Source organism: Mucilaginibacter sp. P5_A6, from assembly GCF_056400585.1.
In genome coordinates, this window is sequence record NZ_JBFUKZ010000021.1 from 1 (window position 1) to 23935 (window position 23935).

General features: G+C 41.1%; 23 protein-coding genes, 1 tRNA gene and 1 pseudogene. 11 read left to right on the plus strand and 14 right to left on the minus strand.

Annotated features, from left to right (window positions below; translation table 11 throughout):
- Positions 1–165 precede the first annotated feature (165 nt).
- Positions 166–1302: a cysteine desulfurase family protein gene (locus tag AC1DO4_RS19995; RefSeq protein WP_477419031.1), complete on the minus strand. Its 1137-nt coding sequence runs from the start codon at positions 1300–1302 to the stop codon at positions 166–168.
- 97 nt (positions 1303–1399) lie between these two features.
- Positions 1400–2788, minus strand: a complete 1389-nt coding sequence (gene glmM, locus AC1DO4_RS20000; protein ID WP_477419033.1) for a phosphoglucosamine mutase — start codon at positions 2786–2788, stop codon at positions 1400–1402.
- 272 nt (positions 2789–3060) lie between these two features.
- Here glmM and AC1DO4_RS20005 point away from each other — a divergent pair, with 272 nt between their 5' ends.
- Positions 3061–3624, plus strand: a complete 564-nt coding sequence (locus AC1DO4_RS20005; RefSeq protein WP_477419035.1) for a phosphatase PAP2 family protein — start codon at positions 3061–3063, stop codon at positions 3622–3624.
- Positions 3624–4340: a ZIP family metal transporter gene (locus tag AC1DO4_RS20010; protein WP_477405219.1), complete on the plus strand. Its 717-nt coding sequence runs from the start codon at positions 3624–3626 to the stop codon at positions 4338–4340. The genes AC1DO4_RS20005 and AC1DO4_RS20010 overlap by 1 nt, the downstream gene beginning before the upstream one ends.
- Positions 4341–4643: 303 nt before the next feature.
- Here AC1DO4_RS20010 and AC1DO4_RS20015 read toward each other — a convergent pair whose 3' ends face one another.
- On the minus strand, positions 4644–5708 hold the full coding sequence (locus AC1DO4_RS20015) for a M20 family metallo-hydrolase (protein WP_477419037.1): 1065 nt from the start codon (positions 5706–5708) through the stop codon (positions 4644–4646).
- A 198-nt stretch (positions 5709–5906) separates the two neighbouring features.
- Positions 5907–7232 (minus strand): MFS transporter, encoded by a 1326-nt coding sequence (locus AC1DO4_RS20020; RefSeq protein WP_477419039.1) that lies wholly within the window; start codon positions 7230–7232, stop codon positions 5907–5909.
- Between the two features lie 166 nt (positions 7233–7398).
- Here AC1DO4_RS20020 and hscB point away from each other — a divergent pair, with 166 nt between their 5' ends.
- Positions 7399–7923 (plus strand): Fe-S protein assembly co-chaperone HscB, encoded by a 525-nt coding sequence (hscB, locus tag AC1DO4_RS20025; protein WP_477419041.1) that lies wholly within the window; start codon positions 7399–7401, stop codon positions 7921–7923.
- A gap of 28 nt (positions 7924–7951) precedes the next feature.
- A tRNA-Leu gene (locus AC1DO4_RS20030) sits at positions 7952–8031 on the plus strand.
- Positions 8032–8759: 728 nt separating this feature from the next.
- Here the strand turns inward: AC1DO4_RS20030 and AC1DO4_RS20035 are convergent.
- The 3 genes and pseudogenes from AC1DO4_RS20035 to AC1DO4_RS20045 form a co-directional block, all read right to left on the minus strand.
- Positions 8760–9539 (minus strand): annotated as a pseudogene (locus AC1DO4_RS20035) (recombinase family protein); the annotation flags it as partial.
- The gene (locus AC1DO4_RS20040) at positions 9536–9727 is read right to left on the minus strand and encodes a hypothetical protein (RefSeq protein ID WP_477419043.1); all 192 of its coding nucleotides are present in this window, start codon (positions 9725–9727) and stop codon (positions 9536–9538) included. The pseudogene AC1DO4_RS20035 and the gene AC1DO4_RS20040, both read right to left, overlap by 4 nt.
- Positions 9728–9837: 110 nt before the next feature.
- The gene (locus AC1DO4_RS20045; protein WP_477419045.1) at positions 9838–10947 is read right to left on the minus strand and encodes a DUF4238 domain-containing protein; all 1110 of its coding nucleotides are present in this window, start codon (positions 10945–10947) and stop codon (positions 9838–9840) included.
- Between the two features lie 450 nt (positions 10948–11397).
- Between AC1DO4_RS20045 and AC1DO4_RS20050 the strand changes: the two genes are divergently transcribed.
- The 6 genes from AC1DO4_RS20050 to AC1DO4_RS20075 all read left to right on the plus strand — a co-directional run bounded on the left by AC1DO4_RS20050 (position 11398) and on the right by AC1DO4_RS20075 (position 15447).
- On the plus strand, positions 11398–11808 hold the full coding sequence (locus AC1DO4_RS20050) for a mobilization protein (RefSeq protein ID WP_477419047.1): 411 nt from the start codon (positions 11398–11400) through the stop codon (positions 11806–11808).
- Entirely contained in the window at positions 11790–12728 is a 939-nt protein-coding gene (locus tag AC1DO4_RS20055; RefSeq protein WP_477419049.1) for a relaxase/mobilization nuclease domain-containing protein, read from the plus strand. The genes AC1DO4_RS20050 and AC1DO4_RS20055 overlap by 19 nt, the downstream gene beginning before the upstream one ends.
- Positions 12729–13189: 461 nt before the next feature.
- On the plus strand, positions 13190–13798 hold the full coding sequence (locus tag AC1DO4_RS20060) for a hypothetical protein (protein WP_477419051.1): 609 nt from the start codon (positions 13190–13192) through the stop codon (positions 13796–13798).
- Between the two features lie 80 nt (positions 13799–13878).
- Positions 13879–14007 (plus strand): hypothetical protein, encoded by a 129-nt coding sequence (locus AC1DO4_RS20065; protein ID WP_477419053.1) that lies wholly within the window; start codon positions 13879–13881, stop codon positions 14005–14007.
- 177 nt (positions 14008–14184) lie between these two features.
- Positions 14185–15252 (plus strand): DUF932 domain-containing protein, encoded by a 1068-nt coding sequence (locus AC1DO4_RS20070; RefSeq protein WP_477419055.1) that lies wholly within the window; start codon positions 14185–14187, stop codon positions 15250–15252.
- Positions 15253–15297: 45 nt separating this feature from the next.
- Complete coding sequence (locus AC1DO4_RS20075) at positions 15298–15447, plus strand: hypothetical protein (protein ID WP_477419057.1); 150 nt, start codon at positions 15298–15300, stop codon at positions 15445–15447.
- A gap of 754 nt (positions 15448–16201) precedes the next feature.
- Here the strand turns inward: AC1DO4_RS20075 and AC1DO4_RS20080 are convergent.
- The 3 genes from AC1DO4_RS20080 to AC1DO4_RS20090 form a co-directional block, all read right to left on the minus strand.
- Positions 16202–16579 carry a tautomerase family protein gene (locus tag AC1DO4_RS20080; RefSeq protein ID WP_477419059.1) on the minus strand — a complete coding sequence of 126 codons (378 nt, stop codon included), beginning with the start codon at positions 16577–16579 and terminating at the stop codon, positions 16202–16204.
- A gap of 439 nt (positions 16580–17018) precedes the next feature.
- The gene (locus AC1DO4_RS20085) at positions 17019–17744 is read right to left on the minus strand and encodes a YoaK family protein (protein ID WP_477419061.1); all 726 of its coding nucleotides are present in this window, start codon (positions 17742–17744) and stop codon (positions 17019–17021) included.
- Positions 17745–17841: 97 nt separating this feature from the next.
- Entirely contained in the window at positions 17842–18315 is a 474-nt protein-coding gene (locus tag AC1DO4_RS20090; RefSeq protein ID WP_477419063.1) for a Dps family protein, read from the minus strand.
- 384 nt (positions 18316–18699) lie between these two features.
- Here AC1DO4_RS20090 and AC1DO4_RS20095 point away from each other — a divergent pair, with 384 nt between their 5' ends.
- On the plus strand, positions 18700–19845 hold the full coding sequence (locus AC1DO4_RS20095; RefSeq protein WP_477419065.1) for an alpha/beta hydrolase: 1146 nt from the start codon (positions 18700–18702) through the stop codon (positions 19843–19845).
- A 665-nt stretch (positions 19846–20510) separates the two neighbouring features.
- Here AC1DO4_RS20095 and AC1DO4_RS20100 read toward each other — a convergent pair.
- The 4 genes from AC1DO4_RS20100 to AC1DO4_RS20115 all read right to left on the minus strand — a co-directional run bounded on the left by AC1DO4_RS20100 (position 20511) and on the right by AC1DO4_RS20115 (position 23840).
- Positions 20511–21089 (minus strand): Crp/Fnr family transcriptional regulator, encoded by a 579-nt coding sequence (locus AC1DO4_RS20100; RefSeq protein WP_477419067.1) that lies wholly within the window; start codon positions 21087–21089, stop codon positions 20511–20513.
- A 120-nt stretch (positions 21090–21209) separates the two neighbouring features.
- On the minus strand, positions 21210–21572 hold the full coding sequence (locus AC1DO4_RS20105; RefSeq protein WP_477419069.1) for a hypothetical protein: 363 nt from the start codon (positions 21570–21572) through the stop codon (positions 21210–21212).
- 2 nt (positions 21573–21574) lie between these two features.
- Positions 21575–23074, minus strand: a complete 1500-nt coding sequence (mqo, locus tag AC1DO4_RS20110) for a malate dehydrogenase (quinone) (protein WP_477419071.1) — start codon at positions 23072–23074, stop codon at positions 21575–21577.
- A gap of 4 nt (positions 23075–23078) precedes the next feature.
- Positions 23079–23840, minus strand: a complete 762-nt coding sequence (locus tag AC1DO4_RS20115) for an alpha/beta hydrolase (RefSeq protein WP_477419073.1) — start codon at positions 23838–23840, stop codon at positions 23079–23081.
- Positions 23841–23935 lie beyond the last annotated feature (95 nt).

The following is a 23935-nucleotide window of genomic DNA, read 5'->3' on the forward strand; positions in this document are numbered from 1 at the left end:
AATGAAAATGAAGGATTATAAATCTTTCGAACACTTATGGTTTCAAACCCATCGCTATGGTGAAAGTTTTAATTTAATTTAAAAGCGATTCCCCTGCTTTACAGATCTGATGGAGCGTAAAACTTACGAAATTTTCAGAACTTCGTAAGTTTTACGCATAAAGAATTATGCGCTAACCAAACAAAGTTCCTTTACTTTGGCAACGGTAAAATCCACTTCGTCCTTTGTGTTATATTTTGAGAAAGAAAACCTGACTGAAGGTCTTGATGAGCTTGCCCCAATAGCCGTAAGCACATGCGAACCAATATCGGTACCAGAACTGCAGGCACTGCCACCTGAAGCAGATATCCCTGAAATATCCAGATTAAATAACAGCATGTCAGCCATTTCCATTTCAGGAAAAGCTACATTAAGTACTGTATACAAGCTTTTATCGGCATCGGTTTCACCGTTGAAATTCACACCCGGTATTTCGCTGATCAATCTACCATGCATGTATGATTTTAAGCCCTGGATGTGTGCCTGGTGCTGCTCCATTTCGGCATAAGCTATTTCAAGTGCTTTCGCCAGACCAACTATGCCATAAATATTTTCGGTACCACCGCGCATATTGCGTTCCTGGGCGCCGCCGTATATAAATGGTTTTATTTTAATGCGATGGTTGATATGTAAAAAACCTACCCCTTTTGGCCCATGCAGTTTATGGCCGGCACAAACTAAAAAGTGTGTTTTAAGCTTACTCAGGTCATGTTGATAATGGCCCATGGTTTGTACTGTATCGCAATGATATATGGCATTATAGGCTTCGCAGAGGTCGCCAATACGGTTCATGTCTGATAATGTACCTATCTCGTTATTGGCATGCATGATAGATACAAAGCTACGCTCGTTATCCTTAAGCAGGGTTTCCAGGTGATCGTAATCAATGTTGCCTTTGCTATCAACATTCACAAAACTCAATTTTATGATACCTGATTTTTCCATGGCCTCCAGCGTGTGCAATACGGCATGGTGCTCAATATGGCTGGTTATAGCATGTGTAATTTTATGATCAGCAATACCGCAGCGGATTGCGGTATTATCGGCCTCGGTACCGCTTGATGTAAAAAATATCTCGGCAGGCGAAGTATGCAGCAGGTTAGCTATAGTTTTGCGTGATCTTTCGATCAGTGTACGCGCCTCACGGCCATGCGAATGGATTGACGATGGGTTGCCATAATGGTTTTCCATCACCTTATACATTTCTTTTAAAACTTCCGGATCAAGCGGCGTTGTAGCAGCATTATCAAAATAAACACGCATCGTTATAGTAATTATTGATTTATTAAATTACTGAATTATTGAATTAAAACTGATCCCTCAATCAGTAATTCATTAATCCGGTAATTCAACAAATGGGTCAGTTAACTTGTAAAATTTCTTTAATATCTGCGATTATCTTATTTGCCAGGCCGTTTGCAACGGTTTCTGAGTTGCCTTCGGAGTAAATACGAATAATCGGTTCAGTGTTTGAACGACGCAAATGTACCCATTCTTTATCAAATTCTATTTTCAGGCCATCAATTGTTGAGTGCGGCTGCTTATTGTACTTCTCTTCTACTTTAATTAAAAGAGCATCTATATCCATTTCGGGGGTTAGGGTTATTTTATTTTTTGAGATAAAATAACCTGGGTACGACCGGCGCAGGTTTGAAACCGACTTGCCATACTTAGCCAAATGGGTCAAAAACAAGGCGATACCAACTAAAGCATCGCGGCCGTAATGCAGTTCGGGGTAAATTATTCCGCCATTGCCTTCACCACCAATAACCGCGTTAACTTCCTTCATTTTGTTAACTACGTTCACCTCACCCACAGCCGATGCATGGTATTCGCCACCAGCTTTTTCTGTTACATCGCGCAGCGCACGGGTTGATGACAGGTTGGATACCGTGTTACCTAAATTATGCTGTAATACATAATCGGCAACAGCCACCAGGGTATACTCTTCACCAAACATATTGCCATCCTCGCAAACAAAGCAAAGACGATCAACATCTGGATCGACCGCTATGCCCAAATGCGCTCGTTTATTTAAAACTTCTTTTGATAACGCGGTAAGGTTTTCTGGTAACGGTTCCGGGTTATGCGCGAAGTTACCATCGGGCTCACAATATAATTTATGAATGGTACTTACACCAAGGGCCTTTAATAAAGCAGGTATAAAAATACCACCGGTTGAGTTAACACAATCAATAACTACATGAAAATCGGCTTTCCTGATAGCGTCAACATCAACTAAAGGCAGGGCCAGCACAAGGTCGATATGCTTTTGCAACCAGCTGTTATCCTGGGTTGCCTTGCCCAGGTCATTTACATCAGCATAATTAAAATCGCTGCTTTCGGCAATCGCCAATACTTCTTTTCCATCGGCATCATTTATAAATTCCCCATCAGCATTCAGGAGTTTCAGCGCGTTCCACTGTTTAGGATTATGACTCGCGGTAAGAATTATGCCCCCTGCAGCCTGTTCGCCGGTTACAGCCAGCTCAACAGTAGGCGTAGTTGATAAACCAAGATCAATAACATCAATGCCCAGTCCTTGTAAAGTGCCAATAACCAGGTTGTTTACCATTGTGCCTGATAAACGGGCATCACGGCCTACAACAATTTTTTTTATCCCCGATTTTTGAACAGCCCAGGCACCATACGCCGAGGTGAATTTTACAATATCCAGCGGTGTTAAACCATCGCCAACGGCGCCACCAATGGTGCCGCGTATACCCGAAATTGATTTTATAAGTGTCAAATTTGTTGTGGTTTTTTGTGTAACAAAAGTAAAATATTTAACCAATAGCAGTGTACAAATTATGTAGTTTTTAAGCGTTCTTAATTAGTGAATATTAGTTGATAAGTCGCCAAAAAGCTTTTTTTGTTTGCAGTTAAAGCGTTATAAAGTGAATCTAAGTGTATGTTATTTGTAAACTATGTATTGTTTTTGGGGAATTAACTGCAAGGCGTTAAAAGTTGTTTTAAAGTATTTGATAACTTTGGGCCAAAACCATAGCATATATAATATCAATGCCCGAATACATCTTACATCTCGACCGGCATTTATTTTACTTTATTAACCATGACCTCTCGAACCCGTTTTTCGACCTGGTGATGCCCTGGTTTCGTAACCCTAAATTTTGGATTCCGCTATATATTTTTATTATTGTTTTTTGTTTGTGGCGATATAGAAAGGTGGGTGCAATCATTATTGTGCTGCTGGCTACCACCGCAGGCTTTGCTGATTTTACCAGCGCAAGCATTATTAAGTATAATGTTAAACGCCTGCGCCCCTGCCGCGACCCTGTAGTTGGCGCTACTGATATAAACCGTGTTCCTTGCGGGACGGGTTATAGTTTTCCCTCAACGCACGCTACAGACCACTTTGCCATGGCTATATTTTTATCCCTCGTTTTTGGAAAAAAATGGCGGTGGATTTGGTTTGGGGCAATTTTATGGGCATCGCTGATCTGTTTTGCACAGGTATATGTTGGGGTTCATTTTCCAGTGGATGTGATCTGTGGAGCCATTTACGGTTCATTGGTGGGTATCCTGTTTGCTTATCTGTTTAAAAAAATACAACCTGCCTTTTAATGGAGATCTGGAAAGTTTTAATATTGTTTTTAAGTGCCTCATGCGGCGGATTAGCCGTTTTTCTGTTCAAAGGCGATAACCACAGAATGCTTAAACTGGTGCTTGCTTTTAGCGGGGCTTATCTTTTTGGCATAACTGTTTTACATTTAATACCAGACGCTTACCATGGCAATGATAATTTGGTGGGTGTATTTATACTGATCGGTTTCCTGTTCCAGATTGTTTTGGAACAATTCTCGGACGGTATCGAACACGGGCATATGCACAAACATACGCATGACGTGGCTATTTTTCCTGTTGGTATTATGGTGAGCCTTTGCCTGCATGCCTTTTTAGAAGGTATGCCGCTGGCGCAGGGAAATCAGAATCAACTGGTTTACGGTATAGCCCTGCACCATATTCCTGCTTCATTTGCCCTGGGTACTGTGCTTTTAACAAATAAGCAGGGAAAATCACGTACTGTGTTTTTTATTTTGCTGTTCGCGATAATGGCGCCTGCAGGGTACTTTTTCAGTAATGCGCTAAGTAGTGGTGATATTGGCAACCTGCAGCATTACTTTAACCGGATAATGGGTATAGTTATTGGAATATTCCTGCATATTTCTACTACTATCCTCTTTGAATCGAGCGCCGATCATCGGTTTAACCTGCGGAAGATGATTGCTGTACTATTTGGTGTTGCTATTGCGTTGGCTGGATTTTTGGGAGAATTATAAAACAAACCCTTCTCGATTTTTTTAAATTTTCGGTATATTTGTACTGAAACAAAAGTACGCGGGTATAATTACCCTGTTCTATTTAATACAGAAACCTGAAAAATTAGCAACTTAAAGCAATAAGCTTATTATTAGATAGTTAAGCTGTGTTTAATGATCTTAGAGGGTTGTTTTAAAGGGCATAAAAGATATCGGTAAAGTAATCCTTAGGTATATGAATGGAGTATCAAAGGTGCACGAACGGTATATAAACAGGACATATTTAAATACTCCTTATTTACAGAATATTTAAATATGTATGGGTTAATTTATGCTCTCCAGCATTTTGATATACAGTTCAATACCTTCGCGTATCTCATCTACATATACAAACTCGTCAGCAGTATGCGAGCGCGCCGAATCACCCGGACCTACTTTTATGGATGGAATATCCAACAACGACTGGTCTGACGTAGTTGGCGAACCGTAGGTTGTTCGGTTTAAGGCAATACCTGCCTGAACTATGGGGTGCTCTTTTGGTATAGATGATGGTTTTAAGCGGATAGACCTTGGTTTAACATCACAGCTTACGTGCTGTCTGATGATCTCCAATACTTCCTCATTACGGTAAGCATCCGTAACACGCACATCAACAGTAAACACACAACTGGCTGGCACTACATTATGTTGTGAACCGGCATTGATAATGGTTACCGACATTTTGATAGGCCCGAAGACTTCCGATTCCTTAGGAAATTTAAAACCACGGAACCATTCAATATCTGCCAATGCCTTATAAATAGCGTTCTCGCCCTCTTCGCGGGCTGCATGTCCTGCCCTGCCATGTGCGGTGCAGTCAAGCACCATTAAGCCGCGCTCGGCTATGGCTAATTGCATTAAGGTAGGCTCTCCTACTATACCAAATTCCAGTTTGCCTAATTCGGGGATGATCAGTTCAAGTCCGTTTACGCCAGAGATCTCTTCTTCGGCAGTGGTGGCAAGGCAGAAGTTGTATTTGAGGTTCTCTTTATCATGAAAATAAATGAACACTGCAATAAGTGATACCAGGCAGCCCCCGGCGTCATTACTACCAAGGCCATAAAGCTTGCCATCTTCAATTTTGGCATCATAAGGGTCGCGGGTATAGCCCGAGTTTGGCTTCACAGTATCATGATGAGAATTGAGCAGGATTGTAGGTTTTGCCGGGTCGAAATGTTTGTTCCAGGCCCAGATGTTGTTTAGTTTACGATTGGTTGTTACGCCATGCTGCTGCAAAAATTCATTAATAAGATCGGCAGTACGGTCCTCCTCTTTGCTAAAGGATGGTATAGATATAAGTTGCTGCAGTAAAGTAACCGCAAGTTGAAACAGATTGTTGCTATCGGCCATAGATGTTGGGAATTCCCTTAATGTTAAGGGGGCAAAATTAATACTTTTTACGTAACGAAACGGATGTGCAAACAGTATAAATATCTCCCTGAATTTCAATAATTTGGATCAGGGTTTATTGAAAAACATATCCGGTTATCCGCACCGGCACCCTGTTTCATCATATGCACATCTAAAATTTGCATATCTGCACATCTATTAATCCTCTTCCATTTTGGAGTGCTTTCTTGTATCATTCATAGTAACATAAAGTACTAAGGATAAGGCAATACAAACGGTTACATACCAGTAAAACCATTGGGGATGGTGGTGATTTTTGAATAACAGGGCGATGTATTCTGCCGTTCCGCCAAACATGGATACTGCTATGGCGTAAGGGAAACCTACGCCAAGGGCACGCACATTTGCAGGAAAAAGTTCGGCCTTAACCACAGCATTGATGGATGTGTAACCGCTCACAATTATCAATGCGCACAAAATAAGCGCGAAAGCTACCCAAACATCTTTAGTGTTACTTAATAATGTGAGGATAGGTATAGTACTGATTGTACCCAAAACACCAAAGCCAATAAGCAAAGGTTTGCGACCAATTTTATCTGAAAGCAAACCGAAAACCGGTTGAATCAGCATAAAAACAACCAAAGTAAGGGTCGATATTAATGTTGCAGTGGCTTTACTGAAACCCGAACTGTTCACCAAAAACTTTTGCATATAGGTGGTAAACGTATAAAAAGCCAGGGTGCCCCCCACTGTTAAGCCAATAACGGTAAATACTGCTTTTGGGTGTTTGGCTAATGCGCCGATAGTACCATGCATGGAGTCAGACTGGTCTTTTTCTTTAGTAAAAGATGCCGATTCCTGTAAGCTGCGTCTCAGGTACATAGTAATAACGGCCAAAAATGCGCCTATACCAAACGGGATGCGCCAACCCCAATCGTGCAGCTGTTGTTCGGTTAAAAAGGCGCGTTGCAATAAAACCAGCACCCCAAGGGCCAGTAACTGCCCCATAATAAGGGTTACATATTGGAAGCTGGAATAAAAACCGCGGTGTTTTTTGCCGGCCATCTCGCTAAGATAGGTTGCACTGGTGCCATACTCACCTCCTACGCTCAAACCTTGAATAATGCGGGCTACCACTAATAAAATCGGTGCTGCAACACCAATAGATTTATAGCCAGGCGTTATGGCTATAATGAGCGAGCCCACACTCATTAGTAATACCGATGTGGTTAACGCCGTTTTACGGCCACGTTTATCAGCAAACGTCCCCATCAGCCAGCCCCCGATTGGGCGCATTAAAAAGCCTATAGCGAAAATACCCGCTGTATTTAACAGCTGCACAGTTTCATTTTCCTTAGGAAAGAAAGCATCCGAAAAATACAGAGAAAATGCTGTGTACACGTACCAATCGTACCATTCAACCAAATTACCCAATGAGCCACCGATAATTGATTTAATGCGACCGCCCGTTGTTTTAGGAAGTGATATGGCAGGTTGAGGTGATATGGTAGAATAATTATTCATAATTTAGATATTGTATGATCAAAGCATAAATGTAAGAGATAATTTTAATTTACGATGATTCATAAGGGTTGGGATTCAATAAAGGAATTATTGAATTTTACAGCACTGGTGCCGTTCTAATTGCTAAGAATTCGTAAAATCGGATAATATTCGTGAAATTCGTGCTATGAATTATTTTGAGTTTTATAGCATTCCCGAATCTTTCAATATTGAACCGGTTATGCTTAAAAAGAAGTTTTATGAGCTAAGTAAACTTTATCATCCCGATTTTTATGCTGGCGAAGATGAAATAAAGCAACAGGAAATACTGGAACTATCCACCTTAAATAATAAAGCATTCCATGTTTTAAACGACCCGGCACGCCGAATGGAATACATTTTAAAGCTGCATGACCTGGTATCTGAGGGTGCAAAACCGCAATTGCCGGCAGATTTTTTAATGGAAATGATGGATATTAACGAGCGGCTGATGGAAGTTGACGACTCGGGAGAATTGGGATCTATAACAGCAGAAGTGCTTGCTATTGAGGGAGATATTACTGAAAAACTATCTGGTTTAACCACCGGTTATACCAAACTCGACCATAGCGCACAGGAAGAACGCCGCATAAAAATCGCTGATATTTATTATAGACAAAAATATCTGTTGCGAATTAAAGAGAGTTTAGATACATTTGCAGCCCGCCTGTAAGAAATCATTGATCATTACAGCATAGTATGCCCAGCTGGCGGAATTGGTAGACGCGCTGGTCTCAAACACCTGTGGGAAACCGTGCCGGTTCGACTCCGGCGCTGGGTACTAACCGGGTTTAGGTTAGAAAACTGAAAGGGTTGCTCGTAAAAAAGCAGCCCTTTCTCTTTGACTTTCAATACGTTATCATAGAATACCGGATCGATAAAATCGGTTCTAAACATGGTCCCACCCCATAGCAGATTATCTTTGAACACCCCTCTTATTAAGGTATGCTTCTGAATAATGTTACCCTTTTCATAAATCTGACAGATGTTAGAAAGTTCAGGTAACAAACGCTCGATAATATCATCACTTGTATCAATCTTAGGTTTGTTTTTGTCATTTAAAGCCAATTCCAAAACGGCTTTTTCTTCTTTAAATTTTTTAAACCAGGTTTGATAAGTCGAACTTTCAATTTCATTATTCATTAGGCGTTCTTCAAGTTTGTAAATTTTTTCATTTACTACTTTCAAAGCCTCAACCTTTTCTTTAAGTCTTTCCTGTTTAATTCTGATTGGCTCAATAAGCATTGTTTTTGCTGTTTCGATCAAAAACCTTATTTGATGGGGCTGGAAACTTAGTGCTTTTAATAGGCGTTCAAAATACTCATGCAACATTGAACCTGCCAAGTTATAGCTTGTATGTTCAGTGCACCTATAGTATAAATAGTATTGTTTTCTACCTTTTGTCCAGCCAGCCGTCATGCTTTTACCACACCAACACCTCAACACACCTCTTAATGGAAAGTCTTCAGCCGGTTGAACTCTTGTTCGTCGCTTATTGGAATTTAACATACTTTGAACAAGCCAAAATTCGGCATCAGCTATGATAGGCTCATGTAAGCCCTTAACATATTTTTCAGGCAACTCCCGAAAAGCAGGAACTTTTATCAGTCCTGCATAAACGCAATTTTGTAGTATATCTTGAATTGCTGTTTTTCCAGTATAGGTGAAACCGAGGGCCTTTGCATTTTTGTAAATCAAATATGGCGGAATACCCACTATATAATCCCTGAAAATACGCTCGACAATTAATGCCTGGCCTTTATCAATTTCTATCAGGTTACGTTTTGTACCATCTATGATATTCTTATATCCAAACGGCGCACGACCTAAATAGCGACCATTCTCTTTAGCATTCCTGATACCTTGTTTTGTCCGTTTTCTGATATTGAATAACTCTTTATTCGCCATCATGTAATCAAGCGCCCGTTTCATGAAAACGTCAGGGTCTTGCGTATCTAAATCTACCCGTTCGCTTGTCGATAGCACCTTTACACCGTATTTGTTTTCTAATTCAGCAATCTTCATTAAAGCCTCGGGCAAATTGCGGCTAAACCTATCATGATCTAACACAATAAGGTATTGACACTCTCCCTTATATTTCCTTAAATATGCTTCTAAAGCTTTGTAATCCGGTCTGTCAAACGTATAACTCGATTCTCCATTATCTTTAAATAAGCCAATAACATTTAACTGGTTTCGTCTGCAATATTCTTTAATAGATGATTCTTGATATTCTAAAGATTTTGATTGGTCTTTTGAACTCAATCTCATATATCCAATGGCATTCATAATTCTTCCCTAATAATGATTTCAACGATCGCACTTGCTATTAAAGTTAGCAAAATTTCTTCGCTTTTGGTAACTTTTTTGTCCATTTTTTGATAATTATTTTCTATAATCCCGAACTCTTTTGATAGATGATCAATCAGTAAAATGGGCTTTAATTTGGCTTTCTTTTCTTTATTAAACGTATTCATACCTGCATCCTTTCAGATGCAAGTGTCTTTAGAAAGGAAAACCTTATTTGAATAAAGTGCAGTAGTACTGCACTTTTTGTCTTACATTTTGAATAATAACTGTTAGCGGATTAACCCATTTTGAAACCTTGCATTGCCAGACGGATAGCTATTTTCTTAATTTCAAGATCTTCTTTGTGTATTGGGTTCTTCAACATTTCTCGTACTTTTTCTGCCACTTTTTCATGAAAGAAACCATGTTCTTCCATAACGCGCAGTAACTCATTGTCATCCTCCGCCCGCTGTTTCAAATCCTCAACTGCCTGAATATTTTCGGCAGTTTCCTGATTATATTTTATTTGATCAGCTATGTGTCCTCTAACAGCCTCTGGTCTACCCAATATCCAATCTTCTGAATTTTGTTCAACCTGAAGATTAGTTGTTAAGGCAAACCATTTATCCCTATCCGTGCGATAAATTGTATCTAACATAGCCTCCTCTGTATTAGGAAATATGGACAAATAATGTTTACTGTCCAGGGGCAGTGAAATCATATTGGTTKGATCAAACAAATCAAATGGCCGACCTTTTACACTGTGCATAAAAACCGGATTATCAGAAGTAATGAGCTGGTTATCGTCGTAAATTCGGTAGACAGATATCGGAGATTGCAATTTAAAGGTGGCAAATTCATGCCAATCCTTCAAATGACGATCTAAAAATTTTAGCTTATTTTCTATTTTAAGATCGTTTCGCACACTCTCAATATCCTGCACATTGAAATCTAATCGGTAATCCTTGAAATTAAATTTTACTCGCCCATCTTTATCCTGGAAATTTCTTAGACCATAATCCAACATGGCGTTAATCGTTCGCTGATTGTGGTTCAGAAATTTTGGAGTACGAAAAAAAAGGCTCATTGTGGTGCGAATGATTTTAGCACGTTGTTCGGCAGAAATTTTTTCAACTTTTGGATCGACTAACCAGCCGTACACTTCAGGATAAACTTCGTCAATCTCACTCGCATAATAACGTTCGAGCGCATATTTATCATCCCCCTCCTTATTTGGAATCGTATAAAGATTTTTGTTAACACAAATATCTTTAATACTTATCAGGTCTTTTTTTGGTTCTACTTCGCTTCGCAACTTGGCCTCTACAAAATGCTTATCGTCTTCTGTAACGGCAAAGTTTTTAAGATAAGATCGTGGTATAAAATGTTGGTGTTTAGGTCTACTCATTTTTGTCTTTGCCTTAAGATAAGTTATAAAAATTACAGTAGTACTCTACTTTCCTCAAATATCGGAAATAAGGACATTGATTTTTGCCTATCAAAATTGATAGCAATGGAAACCAACAGCAGCATCAAAGGCCGCAAACTCAACGGCCAATATTACCCCAAGATCAAACGCATAAAGCAAGAGCCACGGCAAAGGATACGTCAACTATTACGGTCATTTATCCCACTAAACCAACCGGAAAGCAGCCGCCAACAATCCGGCCAAAGTTGACTACCCAATAACACAATTTAAAAACCATCAACCAAACTGCGCAGCAGTTTCGCAACGCCAGTTCTGCATTCGCCAGAATGCAGCAAGATGGATTTTCGTATACGAAAATCATCTTGCCGCCCTTACGGTCGGGACTTCGCTCGGAACTCGCGAAGTCTGGAACTCCATTAAATGTACGTTATGCCACGTAAAAAACTCGACAACCCCGAAGATATATTAAGCCAGCCCATTATTGTGCGGGTAACTGAAAAAGTCTTTAAAAAATTGGAAAAGATACAGCAAGAAAGCGGCTGCCAAAGCATAGGCGAAGTGGCACGAATGATATTATCCGGCGAACAAATCAACTGTTTTTATAAGGATGTATCATTAAATGCCCCAATGGAGGAAATGGCTTTGATAAGGAAAGAATTGAAAGCTATTGGTATCAATATCAACCAGCAAACCAAATTCTTTCACATGAGCAAAAGCGAAGCGCAACGCGCCTTTTTTGTGCTTAAAACGGTAGAGCTATATAAAAAGGTCGGTGGCAAGGTTGAGGAATTACTAAACATCATTAACCGCTTAGCTGAAAAATGGTTGCACGTTTCGTAAACGGGAAAAATATCAGGGGTATGTTGCATTACAACGAAAACAAGGTAGCAGCCGGTGAAGCCAGGCTATTGCTGGCGAGCGGCTTCGCAGGTGATATTGAAAAGTTTAACCTGGAGCAAAAACTGCAACGTTTTGAGCATTTAACCATGCTGAACACCAGGATTAAAACCAATGCGGTACATATTACCCTCAATTTTGACGAACAGGATAAACTAAGCAACGAGCAAATACAGCAAATTACCCTATCCTACATGGAAAGAATCGGTTTTGGTGACCAGCCCTACTTAGTTTATAAACATCATGATGCCGCTCATACACACGTCCACATTGCGACTATCAATATCACACCGCACGGCAACCGTATTGATACGCACGGTATCGGTTGGAAATTATCCGAACCGGCCCGAATAGCACTGGAAAAGGAATTTGATTTGATACAGGCCAAAGGCAGGAAAAACAGCAATACCTTAAATATCAAACCTGCCAATTTGGAGAAAGCCATCTATGGCAAAACACCTACTAAAAGGACTATCACCAATGTTGTAAATGCTGTAATCGGCAGCTACAAATTTACGTCACTGGCTGAATTTAACGTTATACTCAAACAGTTTAACGTCATAGCCGACAGGGGCGGCGAAAATACGCTAATGCGGGAAAAACGCGGGTTAATATATAGTCTTATTGATGACAAAGGCGAACACGTGGGTATACCCATAAAGGCAAGTGCCATCTATAATAAACCCACATTAGCCAATTTGCAAAAAGAGTTTGATAAGAATATTGAAAAGCGCAAGCAATTTAAAGATCCGCTTAAAGAAACCATTGAAAGGGTATTTAAACAATACGATGCGATTACTAAAAATACTTTCATTGCCGAATTGCAAAAGCAGCACATCAATGTCGTTTTCCGCATGAAGTAGTTCAGCAGTGAAGCCACTTCATTCGTTCCTCATTCAGTCACTTCACTGCATTTAGGCAACATGGGCCTCGTTCCTCGCCCCATATTGCCGGATTTTCCTTGATTAAGTTTTTCTAACTTCTTTTATCTCATTCCATTTTCTCCACTGGCTTTTTCGCAAGCAAATTTCTGAATGGCGGGACTGAAATGCCAAGACCGTGCCCTGCGGGTTTGCTGGAAAAAAATCTCCACACCCCTCGCTTCGCTCGGGGGTAGTATTTTTTTCCGCAAAGTTTTGTCCTTCAGCCCGTCGTGTTCAGGTGAGGGTGCTTACAAAAAGCCGACGGGGGCTGATTAAAAAAAGCAATTCGGACAGATTATGGAAACACGAAACGACAGGGCACCACCACAGCAGGAACAGCAAAAACCGCAGACCGTCACAGCTAAAAGAAAAAGTATTGAACAATTTAAAATTTAGAAATCATGAAAACTACAGTAATAGGAAGCGATAAAGCTAAGAGCAACCAATCAGTAAACAATAACATCCGTCCAAACCTAACAGGAAAAGAGGCAAAAGATGAAGCCAATAATAAAGACACCGCCAAAACTCCGCAGGCTAAGGAAGCCAAAACTCCCGAAGCCAAGACCGATAACGCCCCTGCAGCGGATAACGAACCCGCTAACGTTGCAGAAGCCCCAAAAGCCGGGGATGTAAAACAAGGCGAAGAAGCAAAGCCACAAGGCGAGCCGACCAAAAAGGAACTGAAAGAGCAGTTTATCGCACAGCAGGGGCGCAAATTAGCCGAGACGGTAAAAATAGTGGAAGTATTGGGCAAGAAGATAGCGCAAAAAAACAAACTGGAAAACACCATCAGCAACCTTGACAGCTTTACAGTTGCGCAAACTGACGATAAAGACGACATGGCAAGCGACAGCCGTTTTGCACGTTGCGAATTGGTTATTTCCGATGATGACGGCAACGAGTTCGTAACTAAAAACCCTTTTATTATTGCCTATGTCGCACATGAAGTTAAACAGCTTTGTATCGATAAACTGGCAGAAGTTGAAGCAAGTATCATCATACCCGCATAAGTTAACAATGGCAACGCCCTATGTATTCGTGGTACATAGGGCGTTTTGCTAAGATGGTTAAATCTTAATAAGCTAAGACAATGTTAGAAATTTTCATCGAATTAACCGACCAAATATTTTGGAAAGGTTATGCACAACAGTTAGCAATAGATAACCCCGCAGCTTTTCAATTTGAACTGGCTGAATTTATCAACTCCTATAATTCGTGAAGCCATGACGGACACCATTTATTTATTGGTGAAAGTGGTAATTAACCATACGCATGTCCAGGTACATGACGCCATCAACGAACTACAGCAACATGCGGTTTGTTTAATTACCGACACGGAAAATGTAAAAATCGAGGAATTAACAATAATGCAGTATAATTTTAAATCTTAAAGGCAATGGCACACAACATTAATTATAACGAACAGAAAGAAAGCCACAGCTTTTTCAGCGTGAAAGAAAAGGCATGGCACGGTTTAGGGCAAATCATCAGCGATTACCCGACCAGCGCCGAAGCCCTGCAATATGCAAATTTAGATTACGAGGTAGAAAAACGCCCTTTATTTACCTACGGCGATGATACTAATTGGGACAGTGATGCAGATGTGATTATGGAATGGCAGATTACCATCCCCAATTATTTTGCTACCGTAAGAACCGACACCGAAAAGCCATTAGGCGTAGTTGGTAAGGATTACGAGATTGTGCAAAATGTGGATGCCTTTACCTTTTTTGATAGTATCGTAGGCGGCAAAGACGGTATTTTATATGAAACCGCAGGAGCATTAGGCAACGGTGAGCGTATTTTTATTACTGCTAAACTGCCCGATTATATTAAGGTTGGCAGGAAAGATTGCATTGAGAAATATTTGTTTCTCACCACTTCGCACGATGGTACAGGGAGTATCACGATTGCATTTACACCCGTGCGGGTAGTATGTCAAAACACGCTCAACGCCGCTTTGAACAACCATGTTAATTGCATCAAGATAAGGCACACCGTAAGCGCAACCGATAAGCTTAAAGAAGCACATAAAATGCTCAGTATCACTAACCAGTTATCGGTCGAACTCGAAGCCGTATTTAACCGTTGGTCAAGGGTTCGGATAACCGACCCCGAATTAAAAAAACTGATACAGTTAGCAATGATACCCAACCGTGAAACTTTTGAAAAGTTAAAAGCGGGTAAAACGGATGAACTATCAAGTCATTTTAACAACATGGTGAGTAGTGTGTTTGATTACGCCATGACCAACCCCACGCAACAGGTGGACACAACTAAAGGCACATTGTTCGGTGCATATAATGCGGTAACCGGCTACTTTCAAAACGTCCGCAATTTCAGGGACGAGGAAAGTAAGTTTAAATCTATCATGTACGGTACAGGATTGCAAAAGAACCAAACGACCTTTAACCTATGTGCCGATTTTGCCAAAAATGGTAATCGGGTATTAAATTTCAATTAATCACTTAGGGGGGAGCAGATCCCCCCTTATAAAAACTTTACAGCCATGAGCTTTATAATCATAGAAACGCACGGTGGCGCAGAATATGCCATCATCGTTACAGATACCGATGGGAACAATCTTGTTTTTGACGAACTTTCCGAAGCGGAAAAAGAAGCAAGCGATTGTCAAAATGGTGTGATAGTCGAATTGTAAATAATATATCCTGCCAACGTGCCGCCCAAAATTCCGAGCGGCCCCTTGCGGGGCGTAAAGTGTTTTTTACATTCTATTAAATCTCGACAAATAGTTTATATTTGATTATACAATATTTCACAAATGATCAAAAGCGAATTCCTCCTACCCTATTCGACTTTAATTTGCCACTGATCCGTAAATTTTGAATTGTGCCCGTGGAGACCTTCAGTAATTGTCTCACATCTGAGCATCTTAACCACTCTTCGCGATTATTTTCAGAAGGGCGTAGTAATGATTTAATATCCTCCATAAGGACTTGTCGAAACTTTTCGAGATCATCTTTAGTAACTAATTCCTGCGACATTTTCCAAATCATAATATCAATTTCAAGAACTAAATTAAGATGACGGATAAGGTAAAAACAGTGAAAGGGGGTGAAAAGAAGTCTTCACCCCTCCCCCAGGATCGATCTGAATTTTTGAGAATATTACCTAATATATATACATGTAATTACTGAGTTTAAGCACACCCGAGGCCAAAATTCAAAAAAGTGCTCATTTCCTGCATCTGGGATTGAAGCGGCACCCTTAGTAAAAGATACAGCGTAAAGCCAGGCCCAACGGGCGATGCCCTAAATTTGATATTTACTTATTTACTAAGATTATAAAAAAAGGCAACCATCGCTTTCGAGGATTGCCTTTCACAAATCATTTTTACAAGTTAAGCATGAAGCTTTACAGGTTCTTCAATGGGGTATTATTTGTTAAAGCGATTAAACCCAAGGTTCGCCATTACCAAATGACCAATCTGAACGATCAACGAACACCATGTTGATCATTACGTCATCTGCGCGCACATCCAATTGCCTTCTTAATTCGTCGGAGATGTACCTGAAAAAGGCAAGCTTCGAATCTATATTATTACCCACAGTGCTGGTAACCTGTATCAGCATGAAATCAGGCGAGCGATCCCAACCAAGAAAGTGTTTATCATAAATTAAATTGTCTGGTGTCTGCTCGTTGATGACGATAAATTTGTCGCCGTCCGGCGCTTTTAAAACGTCAACAATTCCTTTGTAAACGATATCGGCTACTGTGGCGCGATATTCGGCTGTTTTTCCTTTTAGTAAATCAATACGTGCGAATGGCATAATGTTATCCTCCTGTTTGTTTTTAAATTTATTTGTTCTGTTAATTTATGGCAACCGTATCAGCGATTGCTTGAAACAAATGTGAGGATAAAGCCTCTGCCGCAGCGAAGGCATATGACACAATCTGAAAGTGACATTTGTCACAGTTTCTGCTATTTAAGGCAATTTCGTTTACTACCGGATAAAAGGAAATCGCTAAGGAACTCAGATTTAATAATTAAGCTTTAAACATATAAAGAAAAAGAGACTCCAAAATATCGGAATCTCTTTATTTATTGCCGGTCAGGCGAAATGAGCATGCATTGGCCAAGATTCTTATCAACAAAGGTGTCGACCTGATCGATTGTTCAACCGGGGGCAATGTGGCTGTTGTTAAAATTCCTGTAGACCCGGGATACCAGGTACATATAGGTACTATTAGAAATATGATAGTTTTACCTTATACGTTATCATCGCTTTTGACCCCAGGGAGGTGTTTGAAAGGGTGAATGCGGCTAAGGTTTTTTGTACAGAAAAAAATAATGACCATGGTGATTCCGGGCAATGCAATTCCCAACAGGCCAAAATGATGTCCGCTAAAAGCGCCGATTATACAACCAGCCAAAAAGCCTCCAAGCGTTATCAATTCGTTCCCTATAACGGAAAACAGTTCCTTATTCCTAGATCCGGAACTTAGCATCGACCCTATATCCAGGGCAAATTTTGTGACATTACCGGTCATCATCGTTGTGGGGCCGTAGGTTACTTTTGAAAAACGTCTCCCCGCCGCGTTTTGTAAACCCATGGCAAACACTACGATCATTGTTATCAGGTACTTTGAGGCTACCATTTCCCCATTGACTGCATTGTGCAGAAAATATGCTATTGCTGCACCAATGAGAAGCGTAACACCTTCACAAAAAAAAAGAAAATGAACATTTGAAAATTTGGCAATTAACCAACCACCTGCCATGACCGAAAAGAAAAACATTGGGAATGTGATCAGGCTGGCCCAGGCACTGTCATTTGTACCCATGATGACCTGGTACGCGAATACAATGAAGTTGCCTGTGACGTGAGCTGAAAAAATCTTGTCGGCAGCAACAAAAGTGAGGCTGTCGCAATACCCCGCAGTAAGTGTGAGCACCAGAGTCAAAAATCGGATGTTATCTCGTTTTTCCTCCATGGAACAACAGCTTTAAAACTGATTTAAATTCTTAAAAAGACGGCTGTCCCATTCAGCTTTAAAAATGGGATAGCCGTCTTCAATTAAGTATAGACGATTATTTCAAATGTGACCTCAGCATCCAGGCCATTTTTTCATGCGTTTCGAGCAACCCGGTGATAAAATCGCTTGTGCCCAAATCCTTTAATTCATTTGCGAAAATGTCGATATTTTCTCTTAGATGAATGATCAAACTTTCGTGACCGGAAAGAAGCTCCTCTATGAAGCCTTTTGAATCGTTCGGTTCATGTAAACGCTCGGAGAAATGGGTCAACTCTAAAAAACCTTTTAATGTGGCGGGCGCATAATGGCCCAAAGAGCGGATGCGTTCGGCTACGCTATCTACGATATCGTCCAGCTGGCCAAATTGCGATTCAAAAAACAAGTGTTTACTGTGAAAATCAATTCCCTCTACGTTCCAATGGGCATTTTTAGTCTTGGTGTATAGTAAAAATTCATCTGCGAGTATCACATTCAAACTATGTGCAACTTTAGAAAGATTTTCAGGTGTTATTCCGATGTTTGGCTTCATGCTTTATTAACTATTTAGTTTAAATTGTTGTTGATTTCAAGGTTCATCACCAGCTAACGGTCCAAAAATTTGGTTACCCAAACATGCCAGTTACTTGCTGCACATCGGCAATCCAGTAATTTGTGTCGCATTTTTTCCTAACCGGCGTGAAGGATCGGGCGTTAGCTACAGGATAAAGATAAAAATTAATTGCGCCGGCAACGGCTGATTTAGATGTTTTTGCTATCACAATTATAATACGAAATATAAGCCATCTTATAGCCGGCTACGCTTATTCCACAGATGTTTTTTATAGGTTTATCTTGAAAAAAATTGCAGCCTGTTGCTCTTTTGAGGATGCGACAATTCGGGATTCGCCGCTACACATTTTAACTACCAAGTATTATGAAAACTAAGCATATTTTCAGCATGATCGCTTGCAGCATGCTCCTGGTAACAGCGTGCAAACGCAAAGCAAGCTATTCGCATACGGATAGCTCACTTGTTGCGACAGACACTATTGCTCTTAAAGATCCCGCAATTGGTACAATCGCAGACATCAAGCCTAAAGGCCCTGCACCTGCGTGGGCACCATCGGATATTGCACCGCAAATGCTGGCAGTGCTCGAAAAAATAGATAGTTACGGTGATAAACCAACGCTAACCATAAGCCCCGCAGAGGCAAGAAAGAACCATACTATCAAAGATGCTGTTAACGACATTTTAAAAGAATATCATATCCCGCAACCGGTATACGACATCGATACGACAGGCAGAGACATCCCTGTTAGTGGCGGCACTATACATATCAGCATTTACACCTCCAGAAAAGGAAAAGGTCCATTACCTGTTATCCTTTATTTTCATGCAGGTGGGTTTGTTGTGGCCAATATTGAGGTGTACGCATCTTCCGCCAAGATCCTTGCTGATCAGGTTGGCGCTGTGGTAATTTCAGTGGGTTTTCGTTTAGCGCCTGAACATAAATTCCCCACAGCACATAACGATGCCTATGCTGCTTATTTGTGGGAGATAAAAAACGCGTCATCCATCAAAGGTGATCCTAAAAAAATAGCTTTGGTTGGTGAAAGTGCCGGAGGCAATCTCGTTGTGGCGACAGCAATGAAAGCCCGCGATGCCGGAGTAATGTTACCTAAAGCAATTGTAACTATTTATCCCATAGCCGGTGCTGATACAAATACCGCCTCTTATATCAAAAATGCGCATGTGAAACCACTAAATAAGCCATTAATGATCTGGTTCACCAGGCAATACCTTAATTACCCGGCTGAAAGCAAGGACCCGCGAATGGACTTAGTCGACGCAAATTTAAAAGGATTGCCGCCAACAACGGTTATTACTGATGAAATAGATCCATTACAGAGTGAAGACCTTACGCTTGTCGAGAAGCTAAAGAAGGCAGGTGTAAATACCGCCACGCGAAACTATAAGGGTGTAACGCATCAATTTTTTGGATTTGGGGCGGTCATCCCGCAGGCAAAGGAAGCCGAAGATTACGCAATAGGTCAACTAAAAAAAGCGTTCAGTTTATAATCGATCTTTATCATTCAATAATCTTGTCAATTAGAGCTATTTCTATGAGTTTATAATTAGTCAAAGTGACGACCGACAAGGTCAGAGAACTACATCTGATATCTAGCAGGGCTAATGCAGAAAATATAAAGCATCCTTGGCCCGAGAATGGCCTTGATCTTTACCTCGCTAAAGAATTTGGTGAATAGAAACTTTTGAATGATCTAAAAAACTGATTACTGGGATTATTATTTTATCAGCCTTAATGGCGAAAATATTGGATTTATACAATTGAAACTGGAGGCGAATTTGCCAAACCAAAACCCACATGACGGCAATGGGATTAAAAAAGATCTATTTGGAAGCGGAATAGGGAATGATGTCATGCGGGGGATCAAGCAAATCGCACGGGCTAAATGAAAAAAAATCTATTTCTCAAAGTAACCGATCAAAATGCGCCCGCAATCCGGTTTTACGAAAAGTCAGGTTTCAAATTTCACAGCAAGGCAATTTTGAATGTCCCTCTGTTTAAGGAAGAGTTGAGGAGAATGAATGTTTTGTATCTGAATTTATAACGAGTGATGAAGGAAGGCCTGTTGAATATTGATTGTTTCGAAACAGCAAAGCGTTTTACCGAAAGATACATCAGTTTAAATTTCCTAAAAGGGCCCGGAAGTTGCTTTTTATTACCGTTTCGTAAAGTCCTTTCTTAACCTGCTGACGGTTTCCCGTGATACGCCAAGATAGGATGCGACCATGTGCAGCGGCACGCTGTTAAAGACCTTTGGATAAGTTTTTTGGAATTCGTTGTATTTCTCTTCCGCAGATAGACTGATCAAAGAATATATCCGGCGTTGACTGGCTTCATAACTGTTGGCCATCAGAATTTCCTGGAATTGCTTTAAAGCCGGGATTTGTTCCATTAATTCCGTCCATTTCTTTTTTGTCCATATTAGTACTGTACTTGCCGATAATGCTTCAATATTAAACAGAGACGGTTTTTCACGATTATAGCTCTCCACATCCGTCACCCACCAGCTTTCAACCCCAAACCTGAATGTATGCTCCCTGCCATCTTCACCAATCCTGTAAACCCGCAAACATCCGCCAGTGATAAAACAATTAATTAGCCAGGTTTCGCCATCCTGCAATAGCGGCTGCCATTTACGCAGGTGCCGCTCGACACCTCCTGAGCGGATCACTTCAAGTTCTTCATCAGAAATTTCAATATGAGTACGCAGATATTTGGCAAAGATTTCGAACATATGAACAAATCTAATAAAACCAGTGACATCTAAAAACATCCAAAAAAAAGCCAGGCAATACGATCCCTATTGAATACTTATATTTTGCTCCATAATCAGCAGTTTTTAATTGGGAAAAGATTACTCTTGGTCGGGCACAAAATGGGTATCCTCGCCGGTTTTGAATATGACATAAACCCTTTTCCATGGATCATCATTCAATAAGCGCCATTTGTGCCCGGTGCCGGTGTGGTCGGTTGCCAGGAGCACGTCGCCCGGATGAATCGTAAATGTTTCCCCGGTTTTTGTTGTAAATTCAAGGATACCCGATAAGGTAATGACATATTGAGGTATCGGATCGTTATGCCAGTCAAATGAACCATTTGCCGCAGTTTCTTTAAACAACGTATGGTCAGCTTGTACCAATGCGCCATAACTGATGCTTCCTTTTTTGAAATGTGAATTTCCGTCTTCGCCTGTATATAGAAAATATGCTCTGATCATGATTAAATATTTTTAAGGTTTAACACTTTCGCCGTTTCAGCTCTTAATTCCAACGCAAGTGAAGGATTAGTAACGAGCGATTGCCCATAGGATGGGATCATTTCTTTTAATTTTTGAGTCCACGCGCCGTCTTTTAGTTTTTCATCGAAGCAACGCTCCAATACATCTACCATTATTGATACTGCTGTTGAAGCGCCCGGTGATGCGCCGAGCATCGCGATAATGCTTTTGTCGGATGCGCCTACCAGTTCAGTGCCAAATTCAAGTATACCCCCATGAACGGGATCTTTTTTGATGATCTGGACACGCTGCCCGGCAACTTCCATTCGCCAGTCACTTTCAACCGCATCCGGAAAAAATTCTCTTAACGCCGCAAAACGCGCTTCGGATGATTCCATAACCTGACCAATGAGGTATTCTGTAAGCGCTATGTTATCCCGTCCAACCGCAAGCAGTGGAAGAATGTTACCCGGATCAATGGAACCGAAAAGATCGAGGTAAGATCCATGTTTTAGGAATTTAGTGGAGAAGCCGGCATAAGGACCGAAAAGCAGTGATACTTTTCCCTCGATATGTCGTTGATCCAAATGAGGAACAGACATCGGTGGAGAACCCACAGATGCTTTCCCGTAAACCTTTGCCTCGTGTCTTCGGGCAATTTCTTCTTTGTCGCATCGTAACCATACGCCGCTAACCGGAAAGCCGGCATAACCATTTGCTTCTTCTATACCTGATTTTTGCAATAATGGTAATGAACCACCTCCAGCACCAATAAAGACAAACGGGGTCAAAATATAATGATGGTCTCCGGTTTTTTCATTTCTTATCTTCGCTTTCCAATCTTTGCCTTCACGTTGCAGGTCCTGAACGCGGTGATTATAGTGGACAAAAACATTATCCGCTGCTTTCAGGGAGTCAAGCAGGATTTTCGTCAATGCGCCGTAATCTACATCCGTACCGGTTTGCATTCGCGTTGCTGCGACTGCTTCATTCTGATCGCGCTCCTCCATAACCAATGGAATCCATTCGGCTATAACTTTTTTGTCGTCGCTGAATTCCATTCCATGATATAGCGGATTGGCGGAAAGTGCCTCAAATCGCTTTTTCAAAAAGGCAACATTTTCAGCACCACGTACAAAACTGACATGCGGCACGGAATGTATATAAGCCTGCGGATCCTTGATTGCACCCTTTTTAACCAGATATGACCATAATTGCCGCGAGAGATCGAACTCTGTGTTTACTTGCAATGCTTTGGAAATATCTATGCTGCCATCTTCCTTTTGCGGTGTATAATTTAATTCGCAAAGGGCGGCGTGACCTGTCCCTGCGTTATTCCATGCGTTAGAACTTTCTTCAGCAGGCTTGTCAAGCACTTCATATATCCTGATCTTAAGATTGGGGTCAAGTTCATGCAGGATTACTGCCAGAGTAGCGCTCATAATACCCGCTCCAATGAGCACGATATCGGGATTCCCGCCATTTTGACGCGAAACTTCCATAATTCTAATATTTAAAGTTTGCGGCCTCTTCGATTAATTTTAAAACTTCTGTTGGACGGGAAAGCATTTCAACATGGCTTGATACCAGTTCAACCGTTTTTGCTTTCATCCTTTTTGCCATGAACCGTTCAAGATCGGGATTTATCGCTTTATCGTTTTTCGCTATTGCGAACCATGTGGGCTTATGCTTCCAGGCAGGTGCCCCGCTTTTATCTGCGAAAACCGTGTGCGAAGCCGGGGTCTGTGTTGCAAATACCAGTTTCTGCTTGTCCGGGCTTAAGTCACCGGCAAACACAGTTTTGGCCCCTTCTTCGGATAAATAAACAAAGCCGCCTGAAGGAGAAAGATATTTGGATAGCTGGGTCGGAGCAGCATTTGACGATAACGCGGGTACAGTTTCACCCGAGTCAGGCGCAAAGGCGGCCAGGAAAACCAGACCTTCGACCTTCGGATCGTTACCGGCTTGTGTAATAACGAAGCCGCCCCAGGAATGGCCGACCAGAATCACTTTGCCTTTGGACATATTTATAGCTCTTTGGGTGGCCGCCACATCATCTGCTAAAGATGTGATTGGGTTTTGAACCGAAATTACAGGGAAACCTTTGGCTTGCAAAGCAGCTATCTGACTGGCAAAACAAGACCCGTCCGCCCAAATTCCGTGTACAAAAATAATTGTTGGCTTTTCGCCCGCGGTGGTCTGTGCGCCCGCGGTCGTGCCGGCGAATAATATTAAAAGTAATATATATTGAAATTTAAATAAATTCATGGTAGTTGATTTAAATAGCCTTTTAATTGAGATCGCTGGCCGGTTCACCTAAATGGCGCCGAGGCTCGTAAATTGTATATCAAACAATTCCTGAG

Bases quoted from the DNA above. Each gene is read 5' to 3' on its own strand.
- AC1DO4_RS19995 (WP_477419031.1), bottom strand. From the start codon at position 1,302: ATGCGTGTTTATTTTGATAATGCTGCTACAACGCCGCTTGATCCGGAA.
- AC1DO4_RS20005 (WP_477419035.1), top strand. From the start codon at position 3,061: ATGCCCGAATACATCTTACATCTCGACCGGCATTTATTTTACTTTATT.
- AC1DO4_RS20010 (WP_477405219.1), top strand. From the start codon at position 3,624: ATGGAGATCTGGAAAGTTTTAATATTGTTTTTAAGTGCCTCATGCGGC.
- AC1DO4_RS20015 (WP_477419037.1), bottom strand. From the start codon at position 5,708: ATGGCCGATAGCAACAATCTGTTTCAACTTGCGGTTACTTTACTGCAG.
- AC1DO4_RS20020 (WP_477419039.1), bottom strand. From the start codon at position 7,232: ATGAATAATTATTCTACCATATCACCTCAACCTGCCATATCACTTCCT.
- hscB (WP_477419041.1), top strand. From the start codon at position 7,399: ATGAATTATTTTGAGTTTTATAGCATTCCCGAATCTTTCAATATTGAA.
- AC1DO4_RS20040 (WP_477419043.1), bottom strand. From the start codon at position 9,727: ATGAATACGTTTAATAAAGAAAAGAAAGCCAAATTAAAGCCCATTTTA.
- AC1DO4_RS20050 (WP_477419047.1), top strand. From the start codon at position 11,398: ATGCCACGTAAAAAACTCGACAACCCCGAAGATATATTAAGCCAGCCC.
- AC1DO4_RS20055 (WP_477419049.1), top strand. From the start codon at position 11,790: ATGGTTGCACGTTTCGTAAACGGGAAAAATATCAGGGGTATGTTGCAT.
- AC1DO4_RS20060 (WP_477419051.1), top strand. From the start codon at position 13,190: ATGAAAACTACAGTAATAGGAAGCGATAAAGCTAAGAGCAACCAATCA.
- AC1DO4_RS20065 (WP_477419053.1), top strand. From the start codon at position 13,879: ATGTTAGAAATTTTCATCGAATTAACCGACCAAATATTTTGGAAAGGT.
- AC1DO4_RS20070 (WP_477419055.1), top strand. From the start codon at position 14,185: ATGGCACACAACATTAATTATAACGAACAGAAAGAAAGCCACAGCTTT.
- AC1DO4_RS20075 (WP_477419057.1), top strand. From the start codon at position 15,298: ATGAGCTTTATAATCATAGAAACGCACGGTGGCGCAGAATATGCCATC.
- AC1DO4_RS20080 (WP_477419059.1), bottom strand. From the start codon at position 16,579: ATGCCATTCGCACGTATTGATTTACTAAAAGGAAAAACAGCCGAATAT.
- AC1DO4_RS20085 (WP_477419061.1), bottom strand. From the start codon at position 17,744: ATGGAGGAAAAACGAGATAACATCCGATTTTTGACTCTGGTGCTCACA.
- AC1DO4_RS20090 (WP_477419063.1), bottom strand. From the start codon at position 18,315: ATGAAGCCAAACATCGGAATAACACCTGAAAATCTTTCTAAAGTTGCA.
- AC1DO4_RS20095 (WP_477419065.1), top strand. From the start codon at position 18,700: ATGAAAACTAAGCATATTTTCAGCATGATCGCTTGCAGCATGCTCCTG.
- AC1DO4_RS20100 (WP_477419067.1), bottom strand. From the start codon at position 21,089: ATGTTCGAAATCTTTGCCAAATATCTGCGTACTCATATTGAAATTTCT.
- AC1DO4_RS20105 (WP_477419069.1), bottom strand. From the start codon at position 21,572: ATGATCAGAGCATATTTTCTATATACAGGCGAAGACGGAAATTCACAT.
- mqo (WP_477419071.1), bottom strand. From the start codon at position 23,074: ATGGAAGTTTCGCGTCAAAATGGCGGGAATCCCGATATCGTGCTCATT.
- AC1DO4_RS20115 (WP_477419073.1), bottom strand. From the start codon at position 23,840: ATGAATTTATTTAAATTTCAATATATATTACTTTTAATATTATTCGCC.